The organism is Ideonella dechloratans, assembly GCF_021049305.1.
Lineage (GTDB): Bacteria > Pseudomonadota > Gammaproteobacteria > Burkholderiales > Burkholderiaceae_C > Ideonella > Ideonella dechloratans.
Map to the genome: position 1 here is coordinate 636,894 of NZ_CP088081.1, position 20,351 is coordinate 657,244.

A 20,351-nucleotide genomic window follows, 5' to 3' on the forward strand; every position below is an offset into this window, starting at 1 on the left:
AGCAGGACTCCGTGGAGAGGCCGCGGGCAGGGTTCTGCCGGTGGCCCACTGTCGATTTTTCGGCGATGTTCCGCGGCGATTTCCTTCGGGAAGGCACCGCAAGAGGCCGGACACTCTCGACCATGCCTCAAGACCTGTCAAGCGGATCGAGTATTCTTGACCCTCCTTCACTGCCGGCACAAGCGACGTGTCCGAACCTCAGCCTAGTCGACCGCCGCGTGGCGGTTCCCACCGGGGCCAGCGCCCCGGTCTGTCCCATGGCGGCGATCGCCGCACCCTGCTGGATCGGGTGATCGAGTTCATCTCGCCCGGTCCCGATTCCAAGGACGAACTGATCGAGACGCTGGCCGAGGCCGAGCATCGCGAGCTGATCGAGCCCCAGTCGCGGGCCATGCTCGAAGGCGTGCTGCACATGGCCGACATGGTGGCCGGCGATGTGATGGTGGCCGAGCCCCGCATGGACATGCTCGACATCGACGCCCCGTACGACGAGATCCTTGCGACGGTGATCGACACCGGCCATTCGCGCTTTCCGGTCACGGAGGGGGGGCGGGCCAACATCATCGGCATCCTGCTGGCCAAGGACTTGCTCAAGCTGCAGAGGGCCCCCGAGCTGAACCTGCGCACCCTGTTGCGGCCGGCCGTCTTCGTGCCCGAATCCAAGGGGCTGAACGAGCTGCTGCGCGACTTCCGCAGCAACCGCAACCACCTGGCCATCGTGATCGACGAGTTCGGCAACACCGCCGGACTGATCACCATCGAGGACGTGCTCGAGGAGATCGTCGGCGAGATCGAGGACGAGTTCGACGAGGCCGATGCCGAGAGTGGCGTCTACACCCTGGCCGATGGCAGTTACCGGGTGGCCGGCGACGCCGCCATTCCCGAGGTCAACCAGGCCCTGGCCGTGCAGTTGCCCGAGGCCGACTTCGAGACCGTGGGCGGGCTGGTGGCCCACGAGCTGGGCCGTGTGCCCCGCCGTGGCGAGGCCGTGCAGCTCCATGGCCTGGAATTCAACGTGATTCTGGCCCGTGGCGGTGCCGTGCGCTGGTTCAAGGTCCGCCGCCTTGCACCGGGTGAGACCGCAGCGTGAAGCCCCTGTGGCGTGAAGCCTCCGGGCGCTGGCCGGCCTGGGGCTGGGCCCTGCTGCCGGCCGCGGGGGCCCTGCTGACCGCCTCCACCGCACCGCTGGGGGCCTGGTTCCTGCAGCTTCCCGCCCTGGCCGTCCTGGCCTGGGCCGTGGGCCGGCTGGCGCCGCGGCGGGCGGCCCTGGCCGGTTGGCTGTTCGGCCTGGGCTGGCTGGTGTCCTCGCTCTGGTGGCTGTACATCAGCATGCACGACTTCGGCGGCCTGGCGCCCCCGCTGGCCGGGGCGGCGGTGCTGTTGCTGGCGGCTTTTCTGTCGCTCTACCTGGCCGCGGCCATGGCGGCGGTGGCCCGCTGGCGCACCGGCCGTCCGGTCCTTGATGTGCTGCTCTACACCGGTGCCTGGCTGCTGGCCGAGTTGGCCCGGGCCAGCTGGTTCACCGGCTTTCCCTGGGCGGCGCCGGGCTATGCCCACACCGATGGCCTGCTGGCGCCGTTGGCGCCTTGGGTGGGCGTCTATGGGCTGACCGCGGCGGCGGCGCTGTGGGGGGGGCTGCTGGGACAGGGGCGCGCGCTGTGGCGCAGCTCCGGGGGGCGTGGGCTGGTGCTGCTGGCTGTCGCCCTGCCGCTGGCGGCCGCGCTGGCACCGTCGGATTTCACCCGCCCGACCGGGCAGATCTCGGTCAGCCTGCTGCAGCCCGATGTGCCGCAGGACATCAAGTTCGACCCCAACCGCCTGGCGGGCAATATGCTCGCCCTGCGCGAGCAGGTGCTGGCCGCGCCGGCGCAGTTGGTGCTCACGCCCGAGTCCGTGCTGGCCGTGCCGCAGAGCGACCTCGACCCGGTCTACTGGCAGAGCCTCATCGCGCCTTTCACGCGGGGTGACCGTGCGGTGCTGATGGGCACCTTCCTGGGCGACAACGACCGGGGCTACGTCAATTCGATGCTGGGCGTCTCGGCCGCCACCGTGCGGGCCGGCCACGACTACAGCTACGGCAAGCGTCACCTGCTGCCCTTCGGTGAGTTCATTCCGCCGGGCTTTCACTGGTTCGTGGAGATGATGCACATCCCGCTGGCCGACCAGGCCCGGGGTCAGAGCCAGAAGCCGTTCGAGGTGGGTGGCCAGCGGGTGCGGCCGCTGATCTGCTACGAGGACCTGTTCGGCGAGGACTTTGCCGACAGCCTGGTCGGCCCGCAATCACCCACCGTGCTGGCCAATGCCAGCAACCTGGCCTGGTTCGGCCGCTGGATGATGCAGGACCAGCATCTGCAGTTTTCCCGCATGCGGGCCATGGAGTTCCAGCGTCCGCTGGTGCGCTCCACCAACACCGGGGCCACCGCGGCCATCGACCACCATGGCGAGGTCACCGCCCGCCTGCCCGCGTGGACGCCCGGGCGGCTGGATGTGGTGGTCGAAGGGCGGGAGGGCCTCACGCCCTACGCTGCCTGGCTGGCGCGCTGGCATCTGCTGCCGCTGTGGCTGGCGGGGGCGCTGTGCGCCTTGCCGGCCCTGCTGACGCGCCGGCGGCGGTCCAAGCCGCCCACGCAACCCTAAAATGAACGGTTCGCTTCCCTGTCCCGGCTCCGGCCGGGGTGGCCGGAGGCGCCGTTCCAGCCCCTGAATGCCGGCGCAACGACCGGCCTGACGTGATGCTCACCTTCCAGCAACTGATTCTTCGCCTGCAGGACTACTGGGGCAGCCAGGGCTGCGCCCTGCTGCAGCCCTACGACATGGAGGTGGGCGCAGGCACCAGCCACACCGCCACCTTCCTGCGCGCCATCGGGCCGGAGCCCTGGAAGGCCGCCTATGTGCAGCCCAGCCGCCGCCCCAAGGACGGCCGCTACGGCCAGAACCCCAACCGCCTGCAGCACTACTACCAGTTCCAGGTGGTCCTGAAGCCGGCGCCGGCCAACATCCTGGAGCTCTACCTGGGCAGCCTGGAGGCCCTGGGCTTCGACCTGAAGAAGAACGACGTGCGCTTCGTCGAGGACGACTGGGAGAACCCGACGCTGGGCGCCTGGGGCCTGGGCTGGGAGGTCTGGCTCAACGGCATGGAGGTGACCCAGTTCACCTACTTCCAGCAGGTGGGTGGCATCGACTGCAAGCCCATCACCGGCGAGATCACCTACGGCCTGGAACGCCTGGCCATGTACCTGCAGGGCGTGGAGAACGTCTACGACCTGGTCTACACCGACGGCCTGAAGTACGGCGACGTGTTCCTGCAGAACGAAATCGAGCAGTCGACCTACAACTTCGAGCACAGCAACGTCGAGTTCCTGCTGCAGGCCTTCGGCGCGCACGAGGGCAATGCCCAGCAGCTCATCGCCGCCCAGCTGGCGCTGCCGGCCTATGAGCAGGTGCTCAAGGCGGCCCACACCTTCAACCTGCTGGATGCGCGCGGTGCCATCAGCGTGACCGAGCGGGCCGCCTACATCGGCCGCATCCGCAACCTGGCGCGCGCGGTGGCCCAGAGCTACCTGGACAGCCGGGCCCGGCTGGGCTTCCCGATGGCCCCCAAGGCCTGGGCCGACGAAGTCACCGCCCAGATTGCAGACAAGGCCGAGAAGGCCGCCCAGGCGGCCGCCAAGAAGGGGGCCTGAACACCATGACCGCACAGACCCTCCTCGTTGAACTGTTCGTCGAAGAACTGCCGCCCAAGGCGCTGAAGAAGCTGGGCGAATCCTTTGCCAGCACCCTGGCCGCCAGCCTGCAGGCCCAGGGCCTGGCCCCGGCCGATGCGACCGTCACGCCTTTCGCCTCGCCGCGCCGCCTGGGCGTGGCCGTGAGCGGTGTGCTGTCCAAGGCGGCCGACCGCGCGGTGCAGCAGAAGCTGATGCCGGTGGCCGTGGCCCTGACGGCCGATGGCCAGCCCACGCCCGCGCTGCTCAAGAAGCTGGCGGCCGTGGGCGCGGATGCCTCCGTGCTGCCGCAGCTCAAGCGCCTGCCCGACGGCAAGGCCGAGGCCCTGTTCCTCGACAGCCTGGTGCCCGGCGCGCTGCTGCCCGAGGGCCTGCAGAAGGCCCTGGACGAGGCCATCGCCAAGCTGCCCATTCCCAAGGTCATGACCTACCAGCTGGCCGATGGCTGGAGCGACGTGAAGTTCGTGCGCCCGGCCCACCGCCTGGTCGCGCTGCATGGCGAGCATGTGGTGCATGTGCAGGCCCTGGGCCTGAACGCCGGCCGCGAGACGCAGGGCCACCGCTTCGAGGCCACCACGCCGGTGGTCACGGTGGACCATGCCGAAAGCTATGCACGGCAGCTGCGCGAGCAGGGCGCGGTCATCGCCAGCTTCGACGAGCGCCGCGCCGAGATCGTGCGCCAGCTGCAGACCGCCGCCGCGAAGGAAGGCCTGCAGCCCATCGAGGACGAGGCCCTGCTCGACGAGGTCACCGCCCTGGTCGAGAAGCCCAATGTCTTGACCTGCCAGTTCGAGCCGGAATTCCTGGCCGTGCCGCAGGAGTGCCTCATCCTGACGATGAAGGCCAACCAGAAGTACTTCCCGCTGCTGGATGCCCACGGCAAGCTGACCCACAAGTTCCTGATCGTCAGCAACATCCACCCGGTCGACCCGAGTGCGGTGATCGGCGGCAACGAGCGGGTGGTGCGCCCCCGCCTGGCCGACGCCAAGTTCTTCTTCGACCAGGATCGCAAGAAGACCCTGGCCAGCCGCGTGCCGGGCCTGGCCAAGGTGGTCTACCACGGCAAGCTGGGTACCCAGGGCGAGCGCGCCGAGCGGGTGCGCCTGATCGCCCACGCCATCGTCAACCAGCTGCGCATGGCCACCGTGCCCTTCACGGTGGAGGCCAAGGACGAGTTCGACGTGCTCGACAGCAAGGCCCAGGAGGCCGCGCGCCTGGCCAAGACCGACCTGCTGACCGACATGGTGGGCGAGTTCCCCGAGTTGCAGGGCATCATGGGCGGTTACTACGCCCGCGCCGAGGGCCTGCGCGACGGCGTGGCCATCGCCATCGAAGACCACTACAAGCCCCGCTTTGCCGGCGACGCGCTCCCGCGCAACCACACCGGCACCGTGCTGGCGCTGGCCGACAAGCTGGAGACCCTGGTGGGTCTGTTCGGCATCGGCCAGCTGCCCACCGGCGACAAGGACCCGTTCGCGCTGCGCCGCCATGCGCTGGGCGTGATCCGCATCCTGGTCGAGAAGAATCTGCCGCTGGACCTGCCGGCGCTGGTCGCCGCGGCCGTGCCGGTGTTCGGCGAGCTGATCCAGAACCCGGCCGAGGCCCTGCTGGGCTTCTTCACCGACCGCCTGGCGGTGTCCCTGCGCGAGCAGGGCTACAGCGCCCAGGAAGTGGATGCCGTGCTGGCGCTGACCCCGGCCCGCCTGGGCGAGGTGCCCCGTCGCCTGGAGGCGGTGCGCGCCTTCGCCGCGCTGCCCGAGGCCGCCTCGCTGGCCGCGGCCAACAAGCGCGTGTCCAACATCCTGAAGAAGGTCGAGGGCACGCTGCCCACGGCCATCGACAGCGCCCTGCTGAAGGAGCCCGCCGAGCAGGCCCTGGCCGCGGCGCTGGCCGAGGTCGCACCGCAGGCGGACGCCCGCTTCGAGGCCCACGACTACACCGCTTCGCTGCAGGCCCTGGCGGCCCTGAAGGCACCGGTGGACGCCTTCTTCGAGGACGTGATGGTCAATGCCGAGGACCCGGCCCTGCGCGCCAACCGTCTGGCCCTGCTCAACGGTCTGCACGGGGCGATGAACCGCGTGGCCGACCTGTCCCGCCTGGCGAGCTGAGCCCATGCCGGTCACCGCGCCCAAGCTCATGATCATCGGCCGCGACGGCATCCTCAACCATTTCCGCGAGGACCACGTCAAGGAACCCGAGGAGCTCGAGCCCATTCCCGGCGCGCTGGAGGCCGTGGCCCAGCTCAACCATGCCGGCTGGCATGTGGTGCTGGCCACCAACCAGGGCGGCATCGGCCGCGGCCTGGTGGACATGGCCTCGGTCAACGCGGTGCACCTGCGGCTGATGAAGATGCTGGCGGCCAAGGGCGGCCGCATCGACGCCGTGTTCTTCTGTCCCCATGCCCCGGAGGAGGCCTGCGACTGCCGCAAGCCCCAGCCGGGCATGATGTTCGACATCGCCCGCCGCTACGGCGTGGACCTGAAGCAGGTGCCCATGGTGGCCGACACCCTGCGCGACCTGCAGGCCGCCCAGGCAGCCGGCTGCCCGCCGCACCTGATCAAGACCGGCCGTGCCGCCGAGGTCACCGAGGACGAGCGCCTGCAATGGGTGCAGTCCGTGCCCGGCACCGTGGTGCACGACGATCTGGGCGCTTTTGCCCGTTATCTGCTTCAGCGCGACGCGGCGGCCAAACCCGCCTCGAACGACGCTCAAGGCCACTGAGGTTTCCATGCAACGTCTGGGATGGGTCCTGCGTTCGACCCTGTTCTTTCTCTGGATGGCCATCACCGTCATCCCCTGGGGCACTTTCGTGGTGCTGGTGTCCATCGTGCTGCGCGGCAACACGCTGTACTGGATCTGCGCGGGCTGGCTGCGCGTGGCCCTGTGGGGCGCGCGCCTGATCTGCGGCGTGCGCTGGCGCGTCATCGGCATGGAGAACGTGCCCACCGCCGCCGACGGCCAGGCCGCGGTGCTGCTGGCCTCCAAGCACCAGTCCACCTGGGAGACCTTCGCCTACCCGGCGCTGATGCCGCATCCGCTGTGCTACGTCTTCAAGCGCGAGCTGCTGTGGATTCCCTTCTTCGGCTGGTCCATGGCCCGGCTGGACATGATCCACATCGACCGCTCGCGCCGCACCGAGGCCTGGAACAAGGTGGCCGAGCAGGGCCGGCGCATCATGGGTCTGGGCAACTGGGTCATCATGTTCCCCGAAGGCACCCGCATCGCCCGTGGTGAGCGCGGCACCTACAAGACCGGCGCCTCGGGGCTGGCGATCGCCACCGGCGTGCCCATCGTGCCGATCGCGGTGAACTCGGCGCGTTGCTGGCCGCGCCGCAGCTTCCTGCTGCGCCCCGGGCTGGTGACGATCTCCATCGGTCGGCCCATCGCTTCCGAAGGCCGCGCGCCGGAAGAACTGATGCGCGAGGTCGAGGACTGGATCGAGACCGAGATGCGCCGCCTCGACCCCGAGGCCTACGCGGCCGGCGCCTGACAGCCGGGGACGGGCGCCCTAGAATCGCCGCCCATGGCCGCCCGTCGTGATGCCGCCCAGCCGGAACAGATGTCCTTGTTCGACGTGATCGACGCGGCCTTCCCGTCTCTGGGCCAGGTGCTGCGGCCGGCGCCGGCGACGGGCGCCCCGGTGCCTGCGCGTCCCGCGCCGCCGGTGGCCACGGTGGTCCACGCCCATCCCCAGGCCGACCGCGAGATCCAGTTCGGCGACTGTCGGGTGGCCTACCGGCTGCGCAGGGCCCGCCGAAAGTCCATCGGCTTCGTCGTCAGCCCCGACGGTCTGTCCGTCAGCGCGCCGCGCTGGGTGGGGCAGGGCGACATCGACCAGGCCCTGCGGGCCAAGTCCGGCTGGATCCTGCGCAAGCTGGGCGAGCAACGCGACCGCCGCCGTCACCTGGAGGCCTCCCGGATCGAATGGCAAGAGGGCGCCTGCCTGCCCTTCCTGGGCGAGCCGCTGGTGCTCCGGCTGGATGCCCGGGTGGTCGGGGCCCAGCTGGTGGCGGACGGCCCGCGCGAGCTGCGCCTCGGCCTGGCGCCCGGCGCCGCGGCCAGCCAGATCCGCGACACCGTCCAGTCCTGGCTGCAGCAGGAGGCGCTGCGTCACTTCGAGGGGCGCTGCGCGCATTTCGCTCAGAGGCTGGGCGTCACCCTGCGCCGCCTGCGGCTGAGCGCCGCGCAGACCCGCTGGGGCAGCGCCTCGGCCGATGGCTCGGTCCGGTTGAACTGGCGGCTGATCCATTTCAGTCCGGCCGTCATCGACTACGTCGTGGCCCACGAACTCGCCCATCTGCGCGAGATGAACCACAGCCCGGCCTTCTGGGAGGTGGTGCGTTCGGTGATTCCCGATCTGGATGCCCGGCGGGCGGCCCTCAAGTCCCCGGTGCTGCCGCTGTTCGACTGAGCGGTCCCCGGCAGGTGCCTCCATAAAGTTGATGAGCGCGGTCACCCTGACTGGGGATAGGCCTGGCGGGCGCCAGAGGGCAAACTGCTTGCACTGCTGTCAACACGTGACTGAAGGCATTTCAGGGAAGGTCACACAGCTCAGCCAGCCAGGGCAACCTGGCTGGCTTTTTTTTGCCATCACATCCGGGCGCGACGCGGCGGCCGTGCACCCCGGGTGCATCCCCTGGGCAAGAACAGGGCACTTCACGTAGACTCGAAATTGACGTTGACGTAAACGTCATTTCTGCCTGCCATCGCCCATGCCTTCTGAGTCCCGACCGATTTCCGCCATGCAGGCTGCCCTGGAGGGCGATTCCCGCCCCGTGTCGGTGAACTACACCATCACCGAACTGGCGCAGGAGTTCGAGATCACGCCTCGGGCGATCCGCTTCTACGAGGACCTGGGCCTGCTGCAGCCCCGTCGCGAGGGGCGTCACCGCATCTACAGCCATCGCGACCGCACCCGGCTGAAGCTGACCCTGCGGGGCAAGCGCCTGGGCCTGCCCCTGCAGGACATCAAGCAGCTGGTGGACATGTACGAAACGGGCACCGACACCCGCCCGCAGCTCGAGGCCTTCATCCAGGTGCTGCAGGCCCACCGTCGGCAGCTGGCGCAGCAGTTGGACGACATCCGGGTGACTTTGGCGGAGATTGACGAGCATGAAAGCCGATGTCGGCAACTTCTGGAAAAGTCGTTCCCTGGTGGCGAGGCGGCCTGATGCTGATCCGCGTGAACCCTGTCAGCCTGGGCAAGGGTGGCTGATTACACTGCAGGCAGTTGATGCACCGCAGCAAACACGATGAATTTCCAACTGGACGAGCTTTTCGAGAAGAACCGCCAATGGGCCGCCGCCACCGAGGCCCGTTCGCCGGGCTTCTTCACCCGGCTGCTCAAGCAGCAGACGCCGCAGTACCTGTGGATCGGCTGCGCGGACAGCCGCGTGCCGGCCAATGAGCTGGTCGGGCTGTTGCCGGGCGAGCTGTTTGTTCACCGCAACGTGGCCAATGTGGTGGCCCAGTCCGACCTGAATGCCATGTCGGTCATCCAGTTCGCGGTGGATGCCCTCAAGGTCCAGCACATCATGGTGGTGGGCCATTCCAACTGCGGTGGCGTGCGCGCGGCCGTCTACAACCTGCGTGTGGGGCTGGTGGACAACTGGCTCAGCCATGTGCGCGATGTGCGCGACCGTCATCAGCCCTTCCTGGCCCAGTTGCCGATGGAGCGCCAGGTCGAGGCCCTGTGCGAACTCAATGTGCTGGAACAGGTGCGTCATGTCTGCGACACCACCTTCGTCCAGGATGCCTGGACCCGCGGCCAGCCGGTGGTGATCCATGGCTGGGTGTACGGTCTGCACAATGGGATCATCAACGACCTCAACATCACCGCCACCTGCGCATCGGAGGTGATGCCCGCCTACGAGAAGGCGCTGGCCGCAGTGAAGTCGCGCTACCTGGCCGAGCTGGGCGCCGGTGCGGCGCACTGAGCCGTTCGTCCTGGAAAGACCGAGACCGTGCCGACGTTCCCGACCCAGCTGAATGATCAGCAGGCCTTCGAGATGGCCAGGGCCCTGCTGGAGGGCTTCAACAAGCACTACAGGCTGTTCCGGGAGAGCAGCGCGCAGGCGCAGCAACGTTTCGAGCAAGCCGACTGGCTGGGGCAGCAGAAGGCCCAGCGCGACCGCATCGTCTTCTACGATCTGCGGGTGGGCGAGGCTGTGGAACAGCTGCAGCGGGACTTCGGCGCCGGAAGCCTGTCGATGGAGGTCTGGCACCAGGCCAAGCTGCACTACATCGGCCTGCTGATCGAGCACCATCAGCCCGAGCTGGCGGAGACCTTCTTCAATTCGGTCACCACCCACATCCTGCACCGCAGCTACTTCCACAACGACTTCATCTTCGTGCGGCCGGCGGTCTCGACCGAGTACATCGAGAACGACGAACCTGCCGCCACGCCGACCTACCGGGTCTATTACCCGACGCCCGAGTCCCTGCACGACGCCTTCCTGCGCATCGTCCACAACTTCCAGCTGCAGCGCCCCTTCGAGGACCTGGACCGGGACGTGGCCGACGTGGTGGCCGACCTGCGGGCCGAGCTGGGCGACTTCCGCCCCCGGGCCAACTTCCAGATCCAGGTGCTGAGCTCCCTGTTCTTCCGCAACAAGGGGGCCTACGTCATCGGCAAGGTGGTCAACGGCTACCGCGAGTTGCCCTTCTCGCTGCCCATCCTCTACAACGAGGCGGGTGATGCGCTGGTCATCGACACCGCGCTGATCGGCGAGGACGACCTGCAGATGCTGTTCAGCTTCGCGCGGGCCTATTTCATGGTGGACATGGAGATCCCCAGCGCCTATGTCCAGTTCCTGCGCTCGATGATGCCGCGCAAGCCGCGCTGGGAACTCTACAACGCCCTGGGTCTGCACAAGCAGGGCAAGAACATCTTCTACCGCGATTTCCTCTACCACCTGCGCCATTCCAGCGACCACTTCCGCATCGCCCCCGGCATCAAGGGCATGGTGATGCTGGTGTTCGACCTGCCCAGCTTCCCCTTCGTCTTCAAGCTGATCAAGGACTACTACCCGCCGCAGAAGGACACCACGCGCGAGCAGATCAAGGGCAAGTACCTGCTGGTCAAGCAGCACGATCGGGTGGGCCGCATGGCCGACACGCTGGAGTTCTCCGACGTCGCCTTCCCGCTCGAGCGCTTCGAGGACGAACTGGTGGAGGAGATCCGCCGCTTCGCGCCCAGCCAGCTGGAGATCTCCGACCGCGACGGCGACGGCCGCGTGGAGCTGATCCTCAAGCACGTCTACATCGAGCGCCGCATGGTGCCGCTCAACCTCTACCTGCAGGAGGCCACGCCCACCCAGCTGGAAGAGGCGGTGGTCGAGTACGGCAATGCGATCAAGGACCTGGTGGCCGCCAATATCTTCCCCGGTGACATGCTGTGGAAGAACTTCGGCGTGACCCGCCAGGGCAAGGTCGTGTTCTACGACTACGACGAGATCGAATACATCACCGACTGCAACTTCCGCCGCGTGCCACCGCCGCGCACCGAGGAAGACGAGATGTCAGGCGAGATCTGGTACTCGGTGGGGCCCAAGGATGTCTTCCCGGAGACCTTCGGTCCTTTCCTGCTGGGCAACCAGGCGGTGCGCGAGGTCTTCATGGCGCATCATGCCGATCTGCTCGATGCCGCGTTCTGGCAGGGCCACCAGGCCCGTATCAAGGCGGGCGATGTGCAGGACGTATTCCCTTATGACCCAGGCCGGCGCTTTGCCGTGAGGCGCCGCCTGGCCGCCATTGGCGGACACTGATTCACGGCAACCCTAGGAGACTCAAATGGCCGAATCCATCGTCATCGCAAGCGCTGTCCGCACCCCCATCGGCGCCTTGCTCGGAGACTTTTCTTCCCTTGCCGCCTGGGAACTGGGCGCGGTGGCGATCAAGGCTGCCGTCGAGCGCGCCGGTGTGCCGGGCGACGCCGTGGACGAGGTGCTGATGGGCAACTGCCTGATGGCCGGCCAGGGCCAGGCCCCGGCCCGCCAGGCCATGCGCAAGGCCGGCCTGCCCGACAGCACCGGCGCCGTCACCCTCAGCAAGATGTGCGGCTCGGGCATGCGCGCCATGATGTTCGCCCACGACATGCTGGCCGCCGGCTCGGCCAACGTGATGGTGGCCGGTGGCATGGAAAGCATGACCAACGCCCCGCACCTGATGTTCGCGCGCAAGGGCGTCAAGTACGGCGCCACCACCATGTACGACCACATGGCCATGGACGGCCTGGAAGACGCCTACCAGCGCGGCAAGGCCATGGGCGTGTTCGCCGAGCAGTGCGTGGGCAAGTACGACTTCAGCCGCGAGGCCATGGACCAGTTCGCGATCACCTCGCTGGCCCGCGCCAAGGAAGCCAACGAGAACGGCAGCTTCGACTGGGAAATCGCCCCGGTGAGCCTGCCGGGCAAGGCCGGCGACACGGTGTTTGCCAAGGACGAGTCGCCCTACAAGGCCAAGCCCGAGAAGATCCCCAGCCTGAAGCCCGCCTTCCTGAAGGAAGGCCGCATCACCGCCGCCACCTCGTCGAGCATCTCCGACGGTGCCGCCGCGCTGGTGATGGTGCGTGAATCCACCGCCGCCCAGATGGGCCTGACCCCGCTGGCGCGCATCACCGCCCACGCGGTGCATGCCCAGGCGCCGGAATGGTTCACCATCGCCCCGGTGGGCGCCATCCAGAAGGTGCTGACCAAGTCCGGCTGGACGGCCGACCAGGTCGACCTGTGGGAAGTGAACGAGGCCTTCGCCGCCGTGACCATGGCCGCGATGACCGAGTACAAGCTGCCGCACGAGATCGTCAACGTGCACGGCGGCGCCTGCGCCCTGGGTCACCCGATCGGTGCCTCCGGCGCCCGCATCGTCGTGACCCTGCTGGGTGCGCTGCGCAAGCAGGGCAAGAAGCGCGGCGTCGCGGCGCTGTGCATCGGCGGCGGCGAAGCCACCGCCCTGGGCCTGGAACTGCTCTGAGCCCATGCCGACCGTGGGTGAACTGGGTTTGCACCAGCCGGCCTTGTTCGCGCTGGCCGTGTTGGTGCTCAACGCCACGCCCGGGGTCGACCTGCTCTACACGGTGAGCCGCACCCTGGCGGGCGGCTGGCGCCAGGGGCTGGCGGCGGCGCTGGGCGTCGGCGCCGGCTGCGTGGTGCACGCGCTGCTGGCGGCCTTCGGCCTGGCCGCCCTGCTGGCCGTGTCCGCCTGGGCCTTCACCGTGCTCAAGTGGGCCGGTGCGGCCTACCTGGTCTGGCTGGGCCTGGGCATGCTGCGACAGGCTGCGTGGTCGGCTCCCGCGGCGGCGGCCACCGAAGCGCCGGTGGTCGCGCGCACCGGCATGCAGGTCTTCCGCCAGGGCCTCTTCACCAACGTGCTCAACCCCAAGGTGGCCCTGTTCTTCCTGGCCTTCCTGCCGCAGTTCATCACCCCGCAGGCCCCGCACAAGACCTTGAGTTTCCTGCTGCTGGGCGCCTGGTTCGTGCTGCAGGGCACGCTGTTCCTGGCCGCGGTGGTGTGGCTGACGCAGCGTCTGCACCGCGCGGTGGGCAGCTCGGCCCGGCTGGGCCGCTGGCTGAACGCCGCGGGTGGCCTGCTGTTCCTGGGCCTGGCCCTGCGCCTGTCGCGGGCGGAGGTGCACGCGTGAGCCCGTCGGTGCTGGTCATCGGCGCCTCGCGCGGCATCGGCCTGGAGCTGGTGCGCCAGCACCGGGCCGAGGGCCGCGCGGTGGTCGCCACCGCCCGGGACGACGCCGGTCTGGCCCGTCTGCAGGCCCTGGGCGCGCGGGCGCTCAGGCTCGACGTGGCCAACCCGGTCAGCGTGTCCGGCCTGGCCTGGCAGATCGATGGCGAGTCCTTTGACACCGTCTGGTTCTGCGCCGGCGTCTACGGCCCGTCCACCACCGGCCTGCAGTCGCCCACGCTGGCCGATTTCGACCGGGTGATGCACACCAATGTGCTGGGTGCCATGCAGGTGCTGCCCCAGCTGCTGGACGCGCTGGCGCCCCAGGCCCGGCTGGGCCTGCTGTCCTCGCGCATGGGGGCCATCGGCCGGCGCGGCAGCCCCACGGGCTGGCTGTACCGGGCCTCCAAGGCCGCGCTCAACTCGGTGCTCAAGGACCTGTCGCTGGCCCTGGCCGGCCGGGCCCTGTGCGTGGCCCTGCACCCGGGCTGGGTGCGCACCGACATGGGCGGCGCCGATGCCGATCTGGACGTGGCGCGCAGCGCCGCCGACCTGCGGGCCACGCTGGCGGCCCTGACCCCGGCCGACCACGGCCGCTTCCTGAACCACGACGGCCAGCCCCTGGACTGGTGATCCGTCGTTCCCAGAACGATTCCCGGAGACAAGAGACATGTTGCTCGACGACGACCACCGCGCCGTGCAGGACGCGGTGCGGGCCTATGTGCAGGACCGTATCGCGCCCCAGGCCGCGCGCTGGGACAAGGAACACCACTTCCCCGCGGCGGAGCTCAAGGGCCTCGCCGAACTGGGCTGCTACGGCGTGGCCGTGCCGCCCGAGTACGACGGCGCCGGCCTGGATTACCTGGCCCTGTCGCTGATCCTGGAGGAAATTGCCGCCGGTGATGGCGGCACCTCCACCGTGGTCAGCGTCAACAACTGCCCGGTCTGCTCCATCCTGATGGCCTTCGGCAACGAGGACCAGAAGCAGCGCTTTCTCAAGCCCCTGGCGCGCGGCGACATGCTGGGCGCCTTCTGCCTGACCGAGCCGCATGTGGGCTCCGAGGCCGGCGGGCTGAAGACCACCGCGGTGCGGGACGGCGACCACTACGTGCTCAACGGCGTCAAGCAGTTCATCACCAGCGGGAAGAACGGGCAGGTCGCCATCGTGATGGCCGTGACCGACAAGGCCGCGGGCAAGAAGGGCATCAGCGCCTTCCTGGTGCCCACCGACACGCCGGGATACATCGTCGCGCGGCTGGAGGACAAGATGGGCCAGCACAGCTCGGACACCGCGCAGATCCTGTTTGAAAACTGCCGTGTGCCGGTGGCCAACCGGCTGGGCGAGGAAGGGCAGGGGCTGAAGATCGCCCTGTCGGGCCTGGAGGGCGGGCGCATCGGCATCGCCAGCCAGTGCATTGGCATGGCCCGTGCGGCCTTCGAGGCGGCGCTCAAGTACAGCAAGGAACGGATCGCCTTCGGCGTGCCCATCTTCGAGCACCAGGCCCTGCAGCACAAGCTGGCCGACATGGCCACCCAGATCGAGGCCGCGCGCCAGCTCATCTGGCATGCGGCCAGCCTGAAGGACGCCGGCCGACCCTGCCTGAAGGAGGCGGCCATGGCCAAACTCTTTGCCAGCGAGATGGCCGAGCGTGTCTGCTCCGCGGCCATCCAGGTGCATGGCGGCTACGGCTACGTCACCGACTTCCCGGTGGAGCGGCTCTACCGCGACGTGCGGGTCTGCCAGATCTACGAAGGCACCTCGGAAGTGCAGAAGATCCTGATCGGAAGGGCGCTGGTCTGAACCGTGATCGTGTGGGGCGGGTGCGCCCCGTGACCGGCCAGACCCTGCGCTGGCTGCGCGCCGAAGGCTCGCTGACCATGCACCTGCGCCGAGCCCGCGCGCCGCTGACGGTGCAGGTGCTGGGGCAGGCGCGCGAGCCGGCCCGGGCCGAGGACGCCCGGCCGCTGGGCCTGCGCCCGGGCACCGCGGTGCTGGGTCGCACGGTGCTGCTGGTGGGCGACGGCCGGCCGATGGTGCTGGCCCATTCGGTGGTGCGGGCCGCGGTGGCCCGCGGGCCCTGGCGGGCGCTGGGCGGCCTGGGCAGCCGCCCGCTGGCCGAGCTGCTGTTCACCCGCGCCGATGTGGACCGCTCGCCGCTGTGGCAGGCCTGGCTGCCGCCGGCGCATCCGCTGGCGCGCTGGGTGGCACGCACCTGGCAGCAGGCCACCGGTCAGCCCTTCCCCGGACGGGGCGTGTGGCGGCGCTGGTCCTGCTTCGAACGCCAGGGCCAGTCGCTGCTGGTCAATGAATTCTTCGTGCCCGGCGAGGTGGCGGCCTGGCCGACGCGGGCCCGTCAGCGCGCGGGCAGGTACAGGCGGTCGGAGTAGGTGGCCAACCACTGCGGGCGGAAGGCCACGAAGATGGCCACCAGCATGCCGGTCAGGAAGGCATCGCCCCAGGCCGCCAGCCAGCGGCCGATCAGGATGTCGCCCGCCTCGCTGCCGCTGGGCACGCCCTGCACCCACAGGGCCATGGCACCGGAAAGCCACATCGCCAGCACCGAGGCGAAGAAGCCCCGGCCCAGGATGTAGACGAAGAGGTGGTGGGGCAGCCAGCGCCGCACCGCCAGGCCCAGGCCGAAGGCCAGGCTGGCCGGCACGATGCCCAGCCAGACCAGGCGCGACAGGCCCACGGCCCAGTCCAGGTTGCCCAGCACGGTCGTCAGCAGCGCCACCGGCAGCAGCGAGAGCATGGCCAGCGGCCAGCCCGCCATCAGGGCCAGCAGGCAGGCGCCGGACAGCGGCTGCAGCAGCGGCACATGGGACACCTGGTCCGCGCCCCACAGCAGGGGCATGACCGCGCACCAGCCCAGCCAGGGCCAGGGCGGGCCGCTGAGCGGCAGCGCGCGCCAGGGTCGCAGCAGCAAGGCCAATGCCATCACCCCCACGACCATGACCGCTTCAAGTGCCATGACCGGCATCCTAGCCCCGGCGCGTGCCCACCGCGTGACCGCGGTCAATCCGGGCGGACCCCTCCCGCAGCCCGGGGAGGGCAGGGCGCGCCGCTTTGGCGTATCTTCGAGAGATGAACACCGAGAGCCGTACCCCGATCGACTTCTACTTCGACTTCTCGTCGCCGTACTCGTACATCGCCAACGAGTGGATCGATGCGCTGGCCGCGCGCCACGGCCGCGTCGTGCGGCGCCGGGCCATCCTGCTGGGCGTGACCTTCCAGGCCGCCGAGTTGAAGAGCCCGGTGTCCTACCCGATCAAGCGGGACTATGCGCTGCGCGACTTCGCCCGCTCGGCCCGTTTCGAGGGGCTGCCCTACCTGATGCCCTCGACCTTCCCCATTCCCACCCAGAACGCCGCCCGGGTGTTCTGGTGGCTGCAGGAGACCCAGGGGGCCGAGGCTGCGGCGGCCTGGACCCGCAGTGCCTTCCGGGCCTTCTTCACCCGCGACATCGTGCTGAGCGATCCCGCCGCGCTCAGGGCCCTGCTGGCCGAATCGGGCGTGGACGCCGAGGCCGCCGAGGCGGCCTGGAGCGACCCGGTCTGGAAGGACCGGCTGAAGCAGGCCAACGAGCAGGCGATTGCGGCCGGGGTCTTCGGGGCGCCCTTCTTCGTGATCGACGGTGAGCCCTTCTGGGGCAACGACCGCAAGCTGCAGATGGAGCGCTGGCTCGGCCAGGGGCCGTACTGAGGCGGGCGCGGAGCCCCGCCGGCCGCCGGGGGCAGGGGCGCTGCGAGACAATCCGAGGGTCCTGATCTGCTGCCGCCGCGCCGGGCGCGGCCGACCGAGCCATGTCCACCACCGCTCCCCTGGCCGACGAGGCCCCCGATGATGTTCCGCACGAGGGCTATGCCCTGGTGCGCCGGGTGCTGGCCGAACAGGGCCACGGGGCCGCGCCCCGCTGGCTGACCGTGCCGGCCCGCACCTGCCAGGAGGCCGCCGAGGCCCTGGGCGTGTCCACCGGCCAGATCGCCAAGAGCGTGATCTTCCGCCGCAAGGCCGACGACGTGGCGGTGCTGGTCGTGGCCTCGGGCGACCTGCGGGTGGACGAGCGCAAGGTGGCCGCCATCGTTGGCCCCATCGGCCGGGCCGACGCCGCCTTCGTCAAGGCCCGCACCGGCTTCTCCATCGGCGGCGTCTCGCCGGTGGGCCATGCCACGCCGCCGGTCACGCTGCTGGACCGCGAACTCTTCCGCTTCGACACCGTGTGGGCCGCCGCCGGCCACCCGCATGGCGTCTTCCCGGCCCGCCCGGACGAACTGCAGCGCCTGACCCAGGCGCCGGTCGTCGATGTGATGCAGCAGGGATGAGCATGCGCCCCTGCCCGCCACTGCCCGTGTCCGCGCCAGCGGCGGCTTCCGTTCCATCGCCCTGCATCGGCATCTGCCAGATCGACCCGCGCACCGGCTGGTGCGCCGGCTGCTGGCGCACGCTGGATGAAATCGCCGGCTGGTCGACGGTCGACGACGCCCGCAAACGGGCCGTCTGGGCCGAGTTGCCCGGCCGCTGCGTCCAGGCCGGTGGGGACCCCACGCTGTTCCTGCCGGACAGCGCCGCATGAAGCATCTGGTGCTGCATCTGGATCTGGCCTCGCCCGAGGCCTGGTCCTGCTTCCGGCGCCTGCCCGAGCTGCTGATGGGACAGCACGTCTGGGTCGAGATCTGTCCTGCCGGTGAGCCGGGCCAGGCCCTGGCACCGCTGTGGCGCCACGCCCTGGCCTGTGGGGCGCCCGGGGCGCTGCTCAACCGCTGGCTGGCCGAACAGGTGTTGCGCGCCGTCTGGCAGGATGCGCCGGCCACCGGCCCTGAGCTCCAACCGGCCCTGGCGCGACTGGCTCAGGTGCTGACCCCGTCCCGCGATCCGGACAGCCCCGCGGTGCAGCAGGAATGGGCGGCGCTGTGCGAGCGCTCGCGCCGGCTGGCGGCGGGGGCCGTGCCGCTGTTGCACCGTCCGGCGGACGGCGCCTGCTGGGTGGGGGAGGCCGCCATTTCCCTGACAGATCAGGGTTTGTGAGGGCCCGGCAGCGCCCTGGGACTTACCCAGGGATAAGGGTCGATTTCCCGCATCGCGCAACGGCCCGTCAGGGTTGCAACGGAGTTTGTCAGGATCCGTTCAGTTCGCCGTCAGAGAGGGGTCAGAGCCTCCTCGAATAGTCCGCTCCACGCGCCGCCGTTGGGGTGGTGCACGGTGGATTCGAGGAGACTAAACATGGCAACTGTCGCGGTGTCGAACGCACCGATGACCGCGGAAGAGAAGAAGGTCATCTTCGCCTCTTCCCTGGGCACGGTGTTCGAGTGGTACGACTTCTATCTGTACGGTTCGCTGGCGGCCATCATCGCCAAGCAATTCTTCTCCGGCCTGGACTCGGGCTCGGCCTTCATCTTCGCGTTGCTGGCCTTCGCGGCGGGCTTCCTGGTGCGGCCCTTCGGCGCGCTGGTGTTCGGCCGTCTGGGCGACATGATCGGCCGCAAGTACACCTTCCTGGTCACCATCCTGATCATGGGCCTGTCGACCTTCATCGTCGGCGTGCTGCCCAACTACGCCTCCATCGGCGTGGCCGCCCCGGTCATCCTGATCGCGCTGCGTCTGCTGCAAGGCCTGGCGCTGGGCGGTGAGTATGGCGGTGCCGCCACCTACGTGGCCGAGCACGCTCCGCACGGCAAGCGCGGGGCCTACACCTCCTGGATCCAGACCACCGCGACCCTGGGCCTGTTCCTGTCGCTGCTGGTGATCCTGGGCACTCGCCTGAGCATGGGCGAAGAGGCCTTCGGCGCCTGGGGCTGGCGCATCCCGTTCATCGTGTCGGTCTTCCTGCTGGGCATCAGCGTGTGGATCCGCCTGTCGATGAACGAGTCGCCCGCCTTCAAGAAGATGAAGGCCGAGGGCAAGACCTCCAAGGCCCCGCTGACCGAGTCCTTCGGCCAGTGGAAGAACCTGAAGATCGTGATCCTGGCCCTGCTGGGTCTGGTCGCCGGTCAGGCCGTGTGCTGGTACACCGGTCAGTTCTACGCCCTGTTCTTCCTGACCCAGGCCCTGAAGGTGGATGGCGCGACCGCCAACATCCTGGTGGCCGTGGCCCTGCTGATCGGCACCCCGTTCTATGTGGTCTGGGGCACGCTGTCCGACAAGATCGGTCGCAAGCCGGTGATCATGACCGGCCTGCTGCTGGGAGCCCTGTGCTTCATGCCTGCCTTCAAGGCCCTGACCTCGGCGGCCAACCCCGATCTGGCGGCCGCCCAGGCGAACTCCAAGGTGGTGGTCACGGCGGACCCGAACGAATGCTCGTTCCAGTTCAACCCGACCGGCACCAAGAAGTTCACCTCGTCCTGCGACATTGCCAAGCAGATGCTGGCGGGCAGCTCGGTGAGCTACGAGACCGCCGTGGGCACCGGCCCGGCCAAGATCGCCATCGGTGACACCGTGATCGAGAGCTTCTCGGTCGTGGGCCTGCCGGCCGACGAAGCCAAGAAGAAGGAAGCCGATTTCAAGAAGGCCGTGGGCGACGCCCTGAAGGCCCACGGCTACCCGACCAAGGCCGACCCGGCCAAGATGGACAAGGTCAAGATCGTCCTGATCCTGGCGTTCATGATGATCATCGTGGCCATGTCCTACGGCCCGTTGGCGGCCATGCTGGTCGAGATGTTCCCGACCCGCATCCGCTACACCTCGATGAGCCTGCCGTATCACATCGGCAACGGCTGGTTCGGCGGCCTGCTGCCCACCACGTCCTTCGCCATCGTGGCCCAGACCGGCGACATGTACAACGGCCTGTGGTACCCGATCATCATTGCCGGCGCCACCTTCGTGATCGGCATGCTGTTCGTGCGCGAGACCAAGGACATCGACATCTACGCCGGCGACTGACGCCCGCGGGAGGATTTCCTCTCACGACCAAGGCGGCCTGCGGGCCGCCTTTTTTATGAGAGGCCCTTGTCGGGCCGGAT

The 20,351-nt window shown here is 69.1% G+C and carries 21 protein-coding genes; 20 read left to right on the top strand and 1 reads right to left on the bottom strand.

The features are described 5' to 3' along the window. Positions 1–187: 187 nt before the first annotated feature. The 15 genes from LRM40_RS02935 (at position 188) to LRM40_RS03005 (ending at position 15,782) form a co-directional block, all read left to right on the top strand. Positions 188–1,090, top strand: coding sequence for a CorC family transporter (locus tag LRM40_RS02935; protein WP_375138580.1), 903 nt, complete (start codon positions 188–190; stop codon positions 1,088–1,090). Then, positions 1,087–2,637: an apolipoprotein N-acyltransferase gene (gene lnt, locus LRM40_RS02940; protein ID WP_231067693.1), complete on the top strand. Its 1,551-nt coding sequence runs from the start codon at positions 1,087–1,089 to the stop codon at positions 2,635–2,637. The genes LRM40_RS02935 and lnt overlap by 4 nt, the downstream gene beginning before the upstream one ends. Before the next feature lie 95 nt (positions 2,638–2,732). Next, complete coding sequence (gene glyQ / locus LRM40_RS02945; RefSeq protein ID WP_022979611.1) at positions 2,733–3,683, top strand: glycine--tRNA ligase subunit alpha; 951 nt, start codon at positions 2,733–2,735, stop codon at positions 3,681–3,683. A gap of 5 nt (positions 3,684–3,688) precedes the next feature. Continuing rightward, on the top strand, positions 3,689–5,830 hold the full coding sequence (gene glyS / locus LRM40_RS02950) for a glycine--tRNA ligase subunit beta (RefSeq protein ID WP_151125138.1): 2,142 nt from the start codon (positions 3,689–3,691) through the stop codon (positions 5,828–5,830). 4 nt (positions 5,831–5,834) lie between these two features. Next, complete coding sequence (gene gmhB, locus LRM40_RS02955; RefSeq protein WP_151125137.1) at positions 5,835–6,443, top strand: D-glycero-beta-D-manno-heptose 1,7-bisphosphate 7-phosphatase; 609 nt, start codon at positions 5,835–5,837, stop codon at positions 6,441–6,443. Positions 6,444–6,450: 7 nt separating this feature from the next. Then, positions 6,451–7,212, top strand: coding sequence for a lysophospholipid acyltransferase family protein (locus LRM40_RS02960; protein ID WP_151125136.1), 762 nt, complete (start codon positions 6,451–6,453; stop codon positions 7,210–7,212). Positions 7,213–7,245: 33 nt separating this feature from the next. Further along, positions 7,246–8,133 (top strand): M48 family metallopeptidase, encoded by an 888-nt coding sequence (locus tag LRM40_RS02965; RefSeq protein WP_151125135.1) that lies wholly within the window; start codon positions 7,246–7,248, stop codon positions 8,131–8,133. A 331-nt stretch (positions 8,134–8,464) separates the two neighbouring features. After that, entirely contained in the window at positions 8,465–8,893 is a 429-nt protein-coding gene (locus LRM40_RS02970) for a MerR family transcriptional regulator (protein WP_231067694.1), read from the top strand. Positions 8,894–8,974: 81 nt separating this feature from the next. Next, on the top strand, positions 8,975–9,658 hold the full coding sequence (gene can, locus LRM40_RS02975) for a carbonate dehydratase (RefSeq protein ID WP_151125133.1): 684 nt from the start codon (positions 8,975–8,977) through the stop codon (positions 9,656–9,658). Between the two features lie 27 nt (positions 9,659–9,685). After that, a complete protein-coding gene (gene aceK / locus LRM40_RS02980) occupies positions 9,686–11,488 on the top strand; it encodes a bifunctional isocitrate dehydrogenase kinase/phosphatase (protein WP_259372482.1) in 1,803 nt (600 codons plus the stop codon). Positions 11,489–11,513: 25 nt separating this feature from the next. Next, positions 11,514–12,692, top strand: a complete 1,179-nt coding sequence (locus tag LRM40_RS02985) for an acetyl-CoA C-acyltransferase (protein ID WP_151125132.1) — start codon at positions 11,514–11,516, stop codon at positions 12,690–12,692. 4 nt (positions 12,693–12,696) lie between these two features. Next, complete coding sequence (locus tag LRM40_RS02990) at positions 12,697–13,359, top strand: LysE family translocator (protein WP_151125131.1); 663 nt, start codon at positions 12,697–12,699, stop codon at positions 13,357–13,359. Then, complete coding sequence (locus LRM40_RS02995; RefSeq protein ID WP_151125130.1) at positions 13,356–14,027, top strand: SDR family oxidoreductase; 672 nt, start codon at positions 13,356–13,358, stop codon at positions 14,025–14,027. Before LRM40_RS02990 ends, LRM40_RS02995 begins: the two co-directional genes overlap by 4 nt. A gap of 37 nt (positions 14,028–14,064) precedes the next feature. Continuing rightward, positions 14,065–15,195, top strand: coding sequence for an acyl-CoA dehydrogenase family protein (locus LRM40_RS03000; protein WP_151125129.1), 1,131 nt, complete (start codon positions 14,065–14,067; stop codon positions 15,193–15,195). A 29-nt stretch (positions 15,196–15,224) separates the two neighbouring features. Beyond that, entirely contained in the window at positions 15,225–15,782 is a 558-nt protein-coding gene (locus tag LRM40_RS03005) for a chorismate--pyruvate lyase family protein (protein ID WP_231067695.1), read from the top strand. On the opposite strand, the gene LRM40_RS03010 is transcribed toward LRM40_RS03005, so the two are convergent. Beyond that, the gene (locus LRM40_RS03010; protein WP_151123867.1) at positions 15,749–16,366 is read right to left on the bottom strand and encodes a hypothetical protein; all 618 of its coding nucleotides are present in this window, start codon (positions 16,364–16,366) and stop codon (positions 15,749–15,751) included. The genes LRM40_RS03005 and LRM40_RS03010 overlap by 34 nt on opposite strands. A gap of 113 nt (positions 16,367–16,479) precedes the next feature. Between LRM40_RS03010 and LRM40_RS03015 the strand changes: the two genes are divergently transcribed. From LRM40_RS03015 to LRM40_RS03035, 5 genes are all read left to right on the top strand, one after another. Beyond that, a complete protein-coding gene (locus tag LRM40_RS03015) occupies positions 16,480–17,097 on the top strand; it encodes a 2-hydroxychromene-2-carboxylate isomerase (protein ID WP_151123866.1) in 618 nt (205 codons plus the stop codon). A 101-nt stretch (positions 17,098–17,198) separates the two neighbouring features. Beyond that, entirely contained in the window at positions 17,199–17,717 is a 519-nt protein-coding gene (locus tag LRM40_RS03020) for a YbaK/EbsC family protein (protein ID WP_151123865.1), read from the top strand. Beyond that, positions 17,714–17,968 carry a DUF1289 domain-containing protein gene (locus tag LRM40_RS03025; protein ID WP_231067696.1) on the top strand — a complete coding sequence of 85 codons (255 nt, stop codon included), beginning with the start codon at positions 17,714–17,716 and terminating at the stop codon, positions 17,966–17,968. The genes LRM40_RS03020 and LRM40_RS03025 overlap by 4 nt, the downstream gene beginning before the upstream one ends. Continuing rightward, the gene (locus LRM40_RS03030; RefSeq protein ID WP_151123864.1) at positions 17,965–18,420 is read left to right on the top strand and encodes a hypothetical protein; all 456 of its coding nucleotides are present in this window, start codon (positions 17,965–17,967) and stop codon (positions 18,418–18,420) included. The genes LRM40_RS03025 and LRM40_RS03030 overlap by 4 nt, the downstream gene beginning before the upstream one ends. A gap of 195 nt (positions 18,421–18,615) precedes the next feature. Next, entirely contained in the window at positions 18,616–20,271 is a 1,656-nt protein-coding gene (locus tag LRM40_RS03035; protein WP_151123863.1) for an MFS transporter, read from the top strand. The last annotated feature ends 80 nt before the right edge of the window (positions 20,272–20,351 follow it).

Excerpts from the sequence above, each read along its gene's own strand:
- LRM40_RS03010 (WP_151123867.1), bottom strand. The coding sequence starts at position 16,366 with ATGGCACTTGAAGCGGTCATGGTCGTGGGGGTGATGGCATTGGCCTTG.
- LRM40_RS03015 (WP_151123866.1), top strand. The coding sequence starts at position 16,480 with ATGAACACCGAGAGCCGTACCCCGATCGACTTCTACTTCGACTTCTCG.
- LRM40_RS02960 (WP_151125136.1), top strand. The coding sequence starts at position 6,451 with ATGCAACGTCTGGGATGGGTCCTGCGTTCGACCCTGTTCTTTCTCTGG.
- gmhB (WP_151125137.1), top strand. The coding sequence starts at position 5,835 with ATGCCGGTCACCGCGCCCAAGCTCATGATCATCGGCCGCGACGGCATC.
- LRM40_RS03025 (WP_231067696.1), top strand. The coding sequence starts at position 17,714 with ATGAGCATGCGCCCCTGCCCGCCACTGCCCGTGTCCGCGCCAGCGGCG.
- LRM40_RS02990 (WP_151125131.1), top strand. The coding sequence starts at position 12,697 with ATGCCGACCGTGGGTGAACTGGGTTTGCACCAGCCGGCCTTGTTCGCG.
- LRM40_RS03020 (WP_151123865.1), top strand. The coding sequence starts at position 17,199 with ATGTCCACCACCGCTCCCCTGGCCGACGAGGCCCCCGATGATGTTCCG.
- LRM40_RS03035 (WP_151123863.1), top strand. The coding sequence starts at position 18,616 with ATGGCAACTGTCGCGGTGTCGAACGCACCGATGACCGCGGAAGAGAAG.
- LRM40_RS02985 (WP_151125132.1), top strand. The coding sequence starts at position 11,514 with ATGGCCGAATCCATCGTCATCGCAAGCGCTGTCCGCACCCCCATCGGC.
- LRM40_RS03000 (WP_151125129.1), top strand. The coding sequence starts at position 14,065 with ATGTTGCTCGACGACGACCACCGCGCCGTGCAGGACGCGGTGCGGGCC.
- LRM40_RS02970 (WP_231067694.1), top strand. The coding sequence starts at position 8,465 with ATGCAGGCTGCCCTGGAGGGCGATTCCCGCCCCGTGTCGGTGAACTAC.
- glyS (WP_151125138.1), top strand. The coding sequence starts at position 3,689 with ATGACCGCACAGACCCTCCTCGTTGAACTGTTCGTCGAAGAACTGCCG.
- glyQ (WP_022979611.1), top strand. The coding sequence starts at position 2,733 with ATGCTCACCTTCCAGCAACTGATTCTTCGCCTGCAGGACTACTGGGGC.
- can (WP_151125133.1), top strand. The coding sequence starts at position 8,975 with ATGAATTTCCAACTGGACGAGCTTTTCGAGAAGAACCGCCAATGGGCC.
- LRM40_RS03030 (WP_151123864.1), top strand. The coding sequence starts at position 17,965 with ATGAAGCATCTGGTGCTGCATCTGGATCTGGCCTCGCCCGAGGCCTGG.
- LRM40_RS02965 (WP_151125135.1), top strand. The coding sequence starts at position 7,246 with ATGGCCGCCCGTCGTGATGCCGCCCAGCCGGAACAGATGTCCTTGTTC.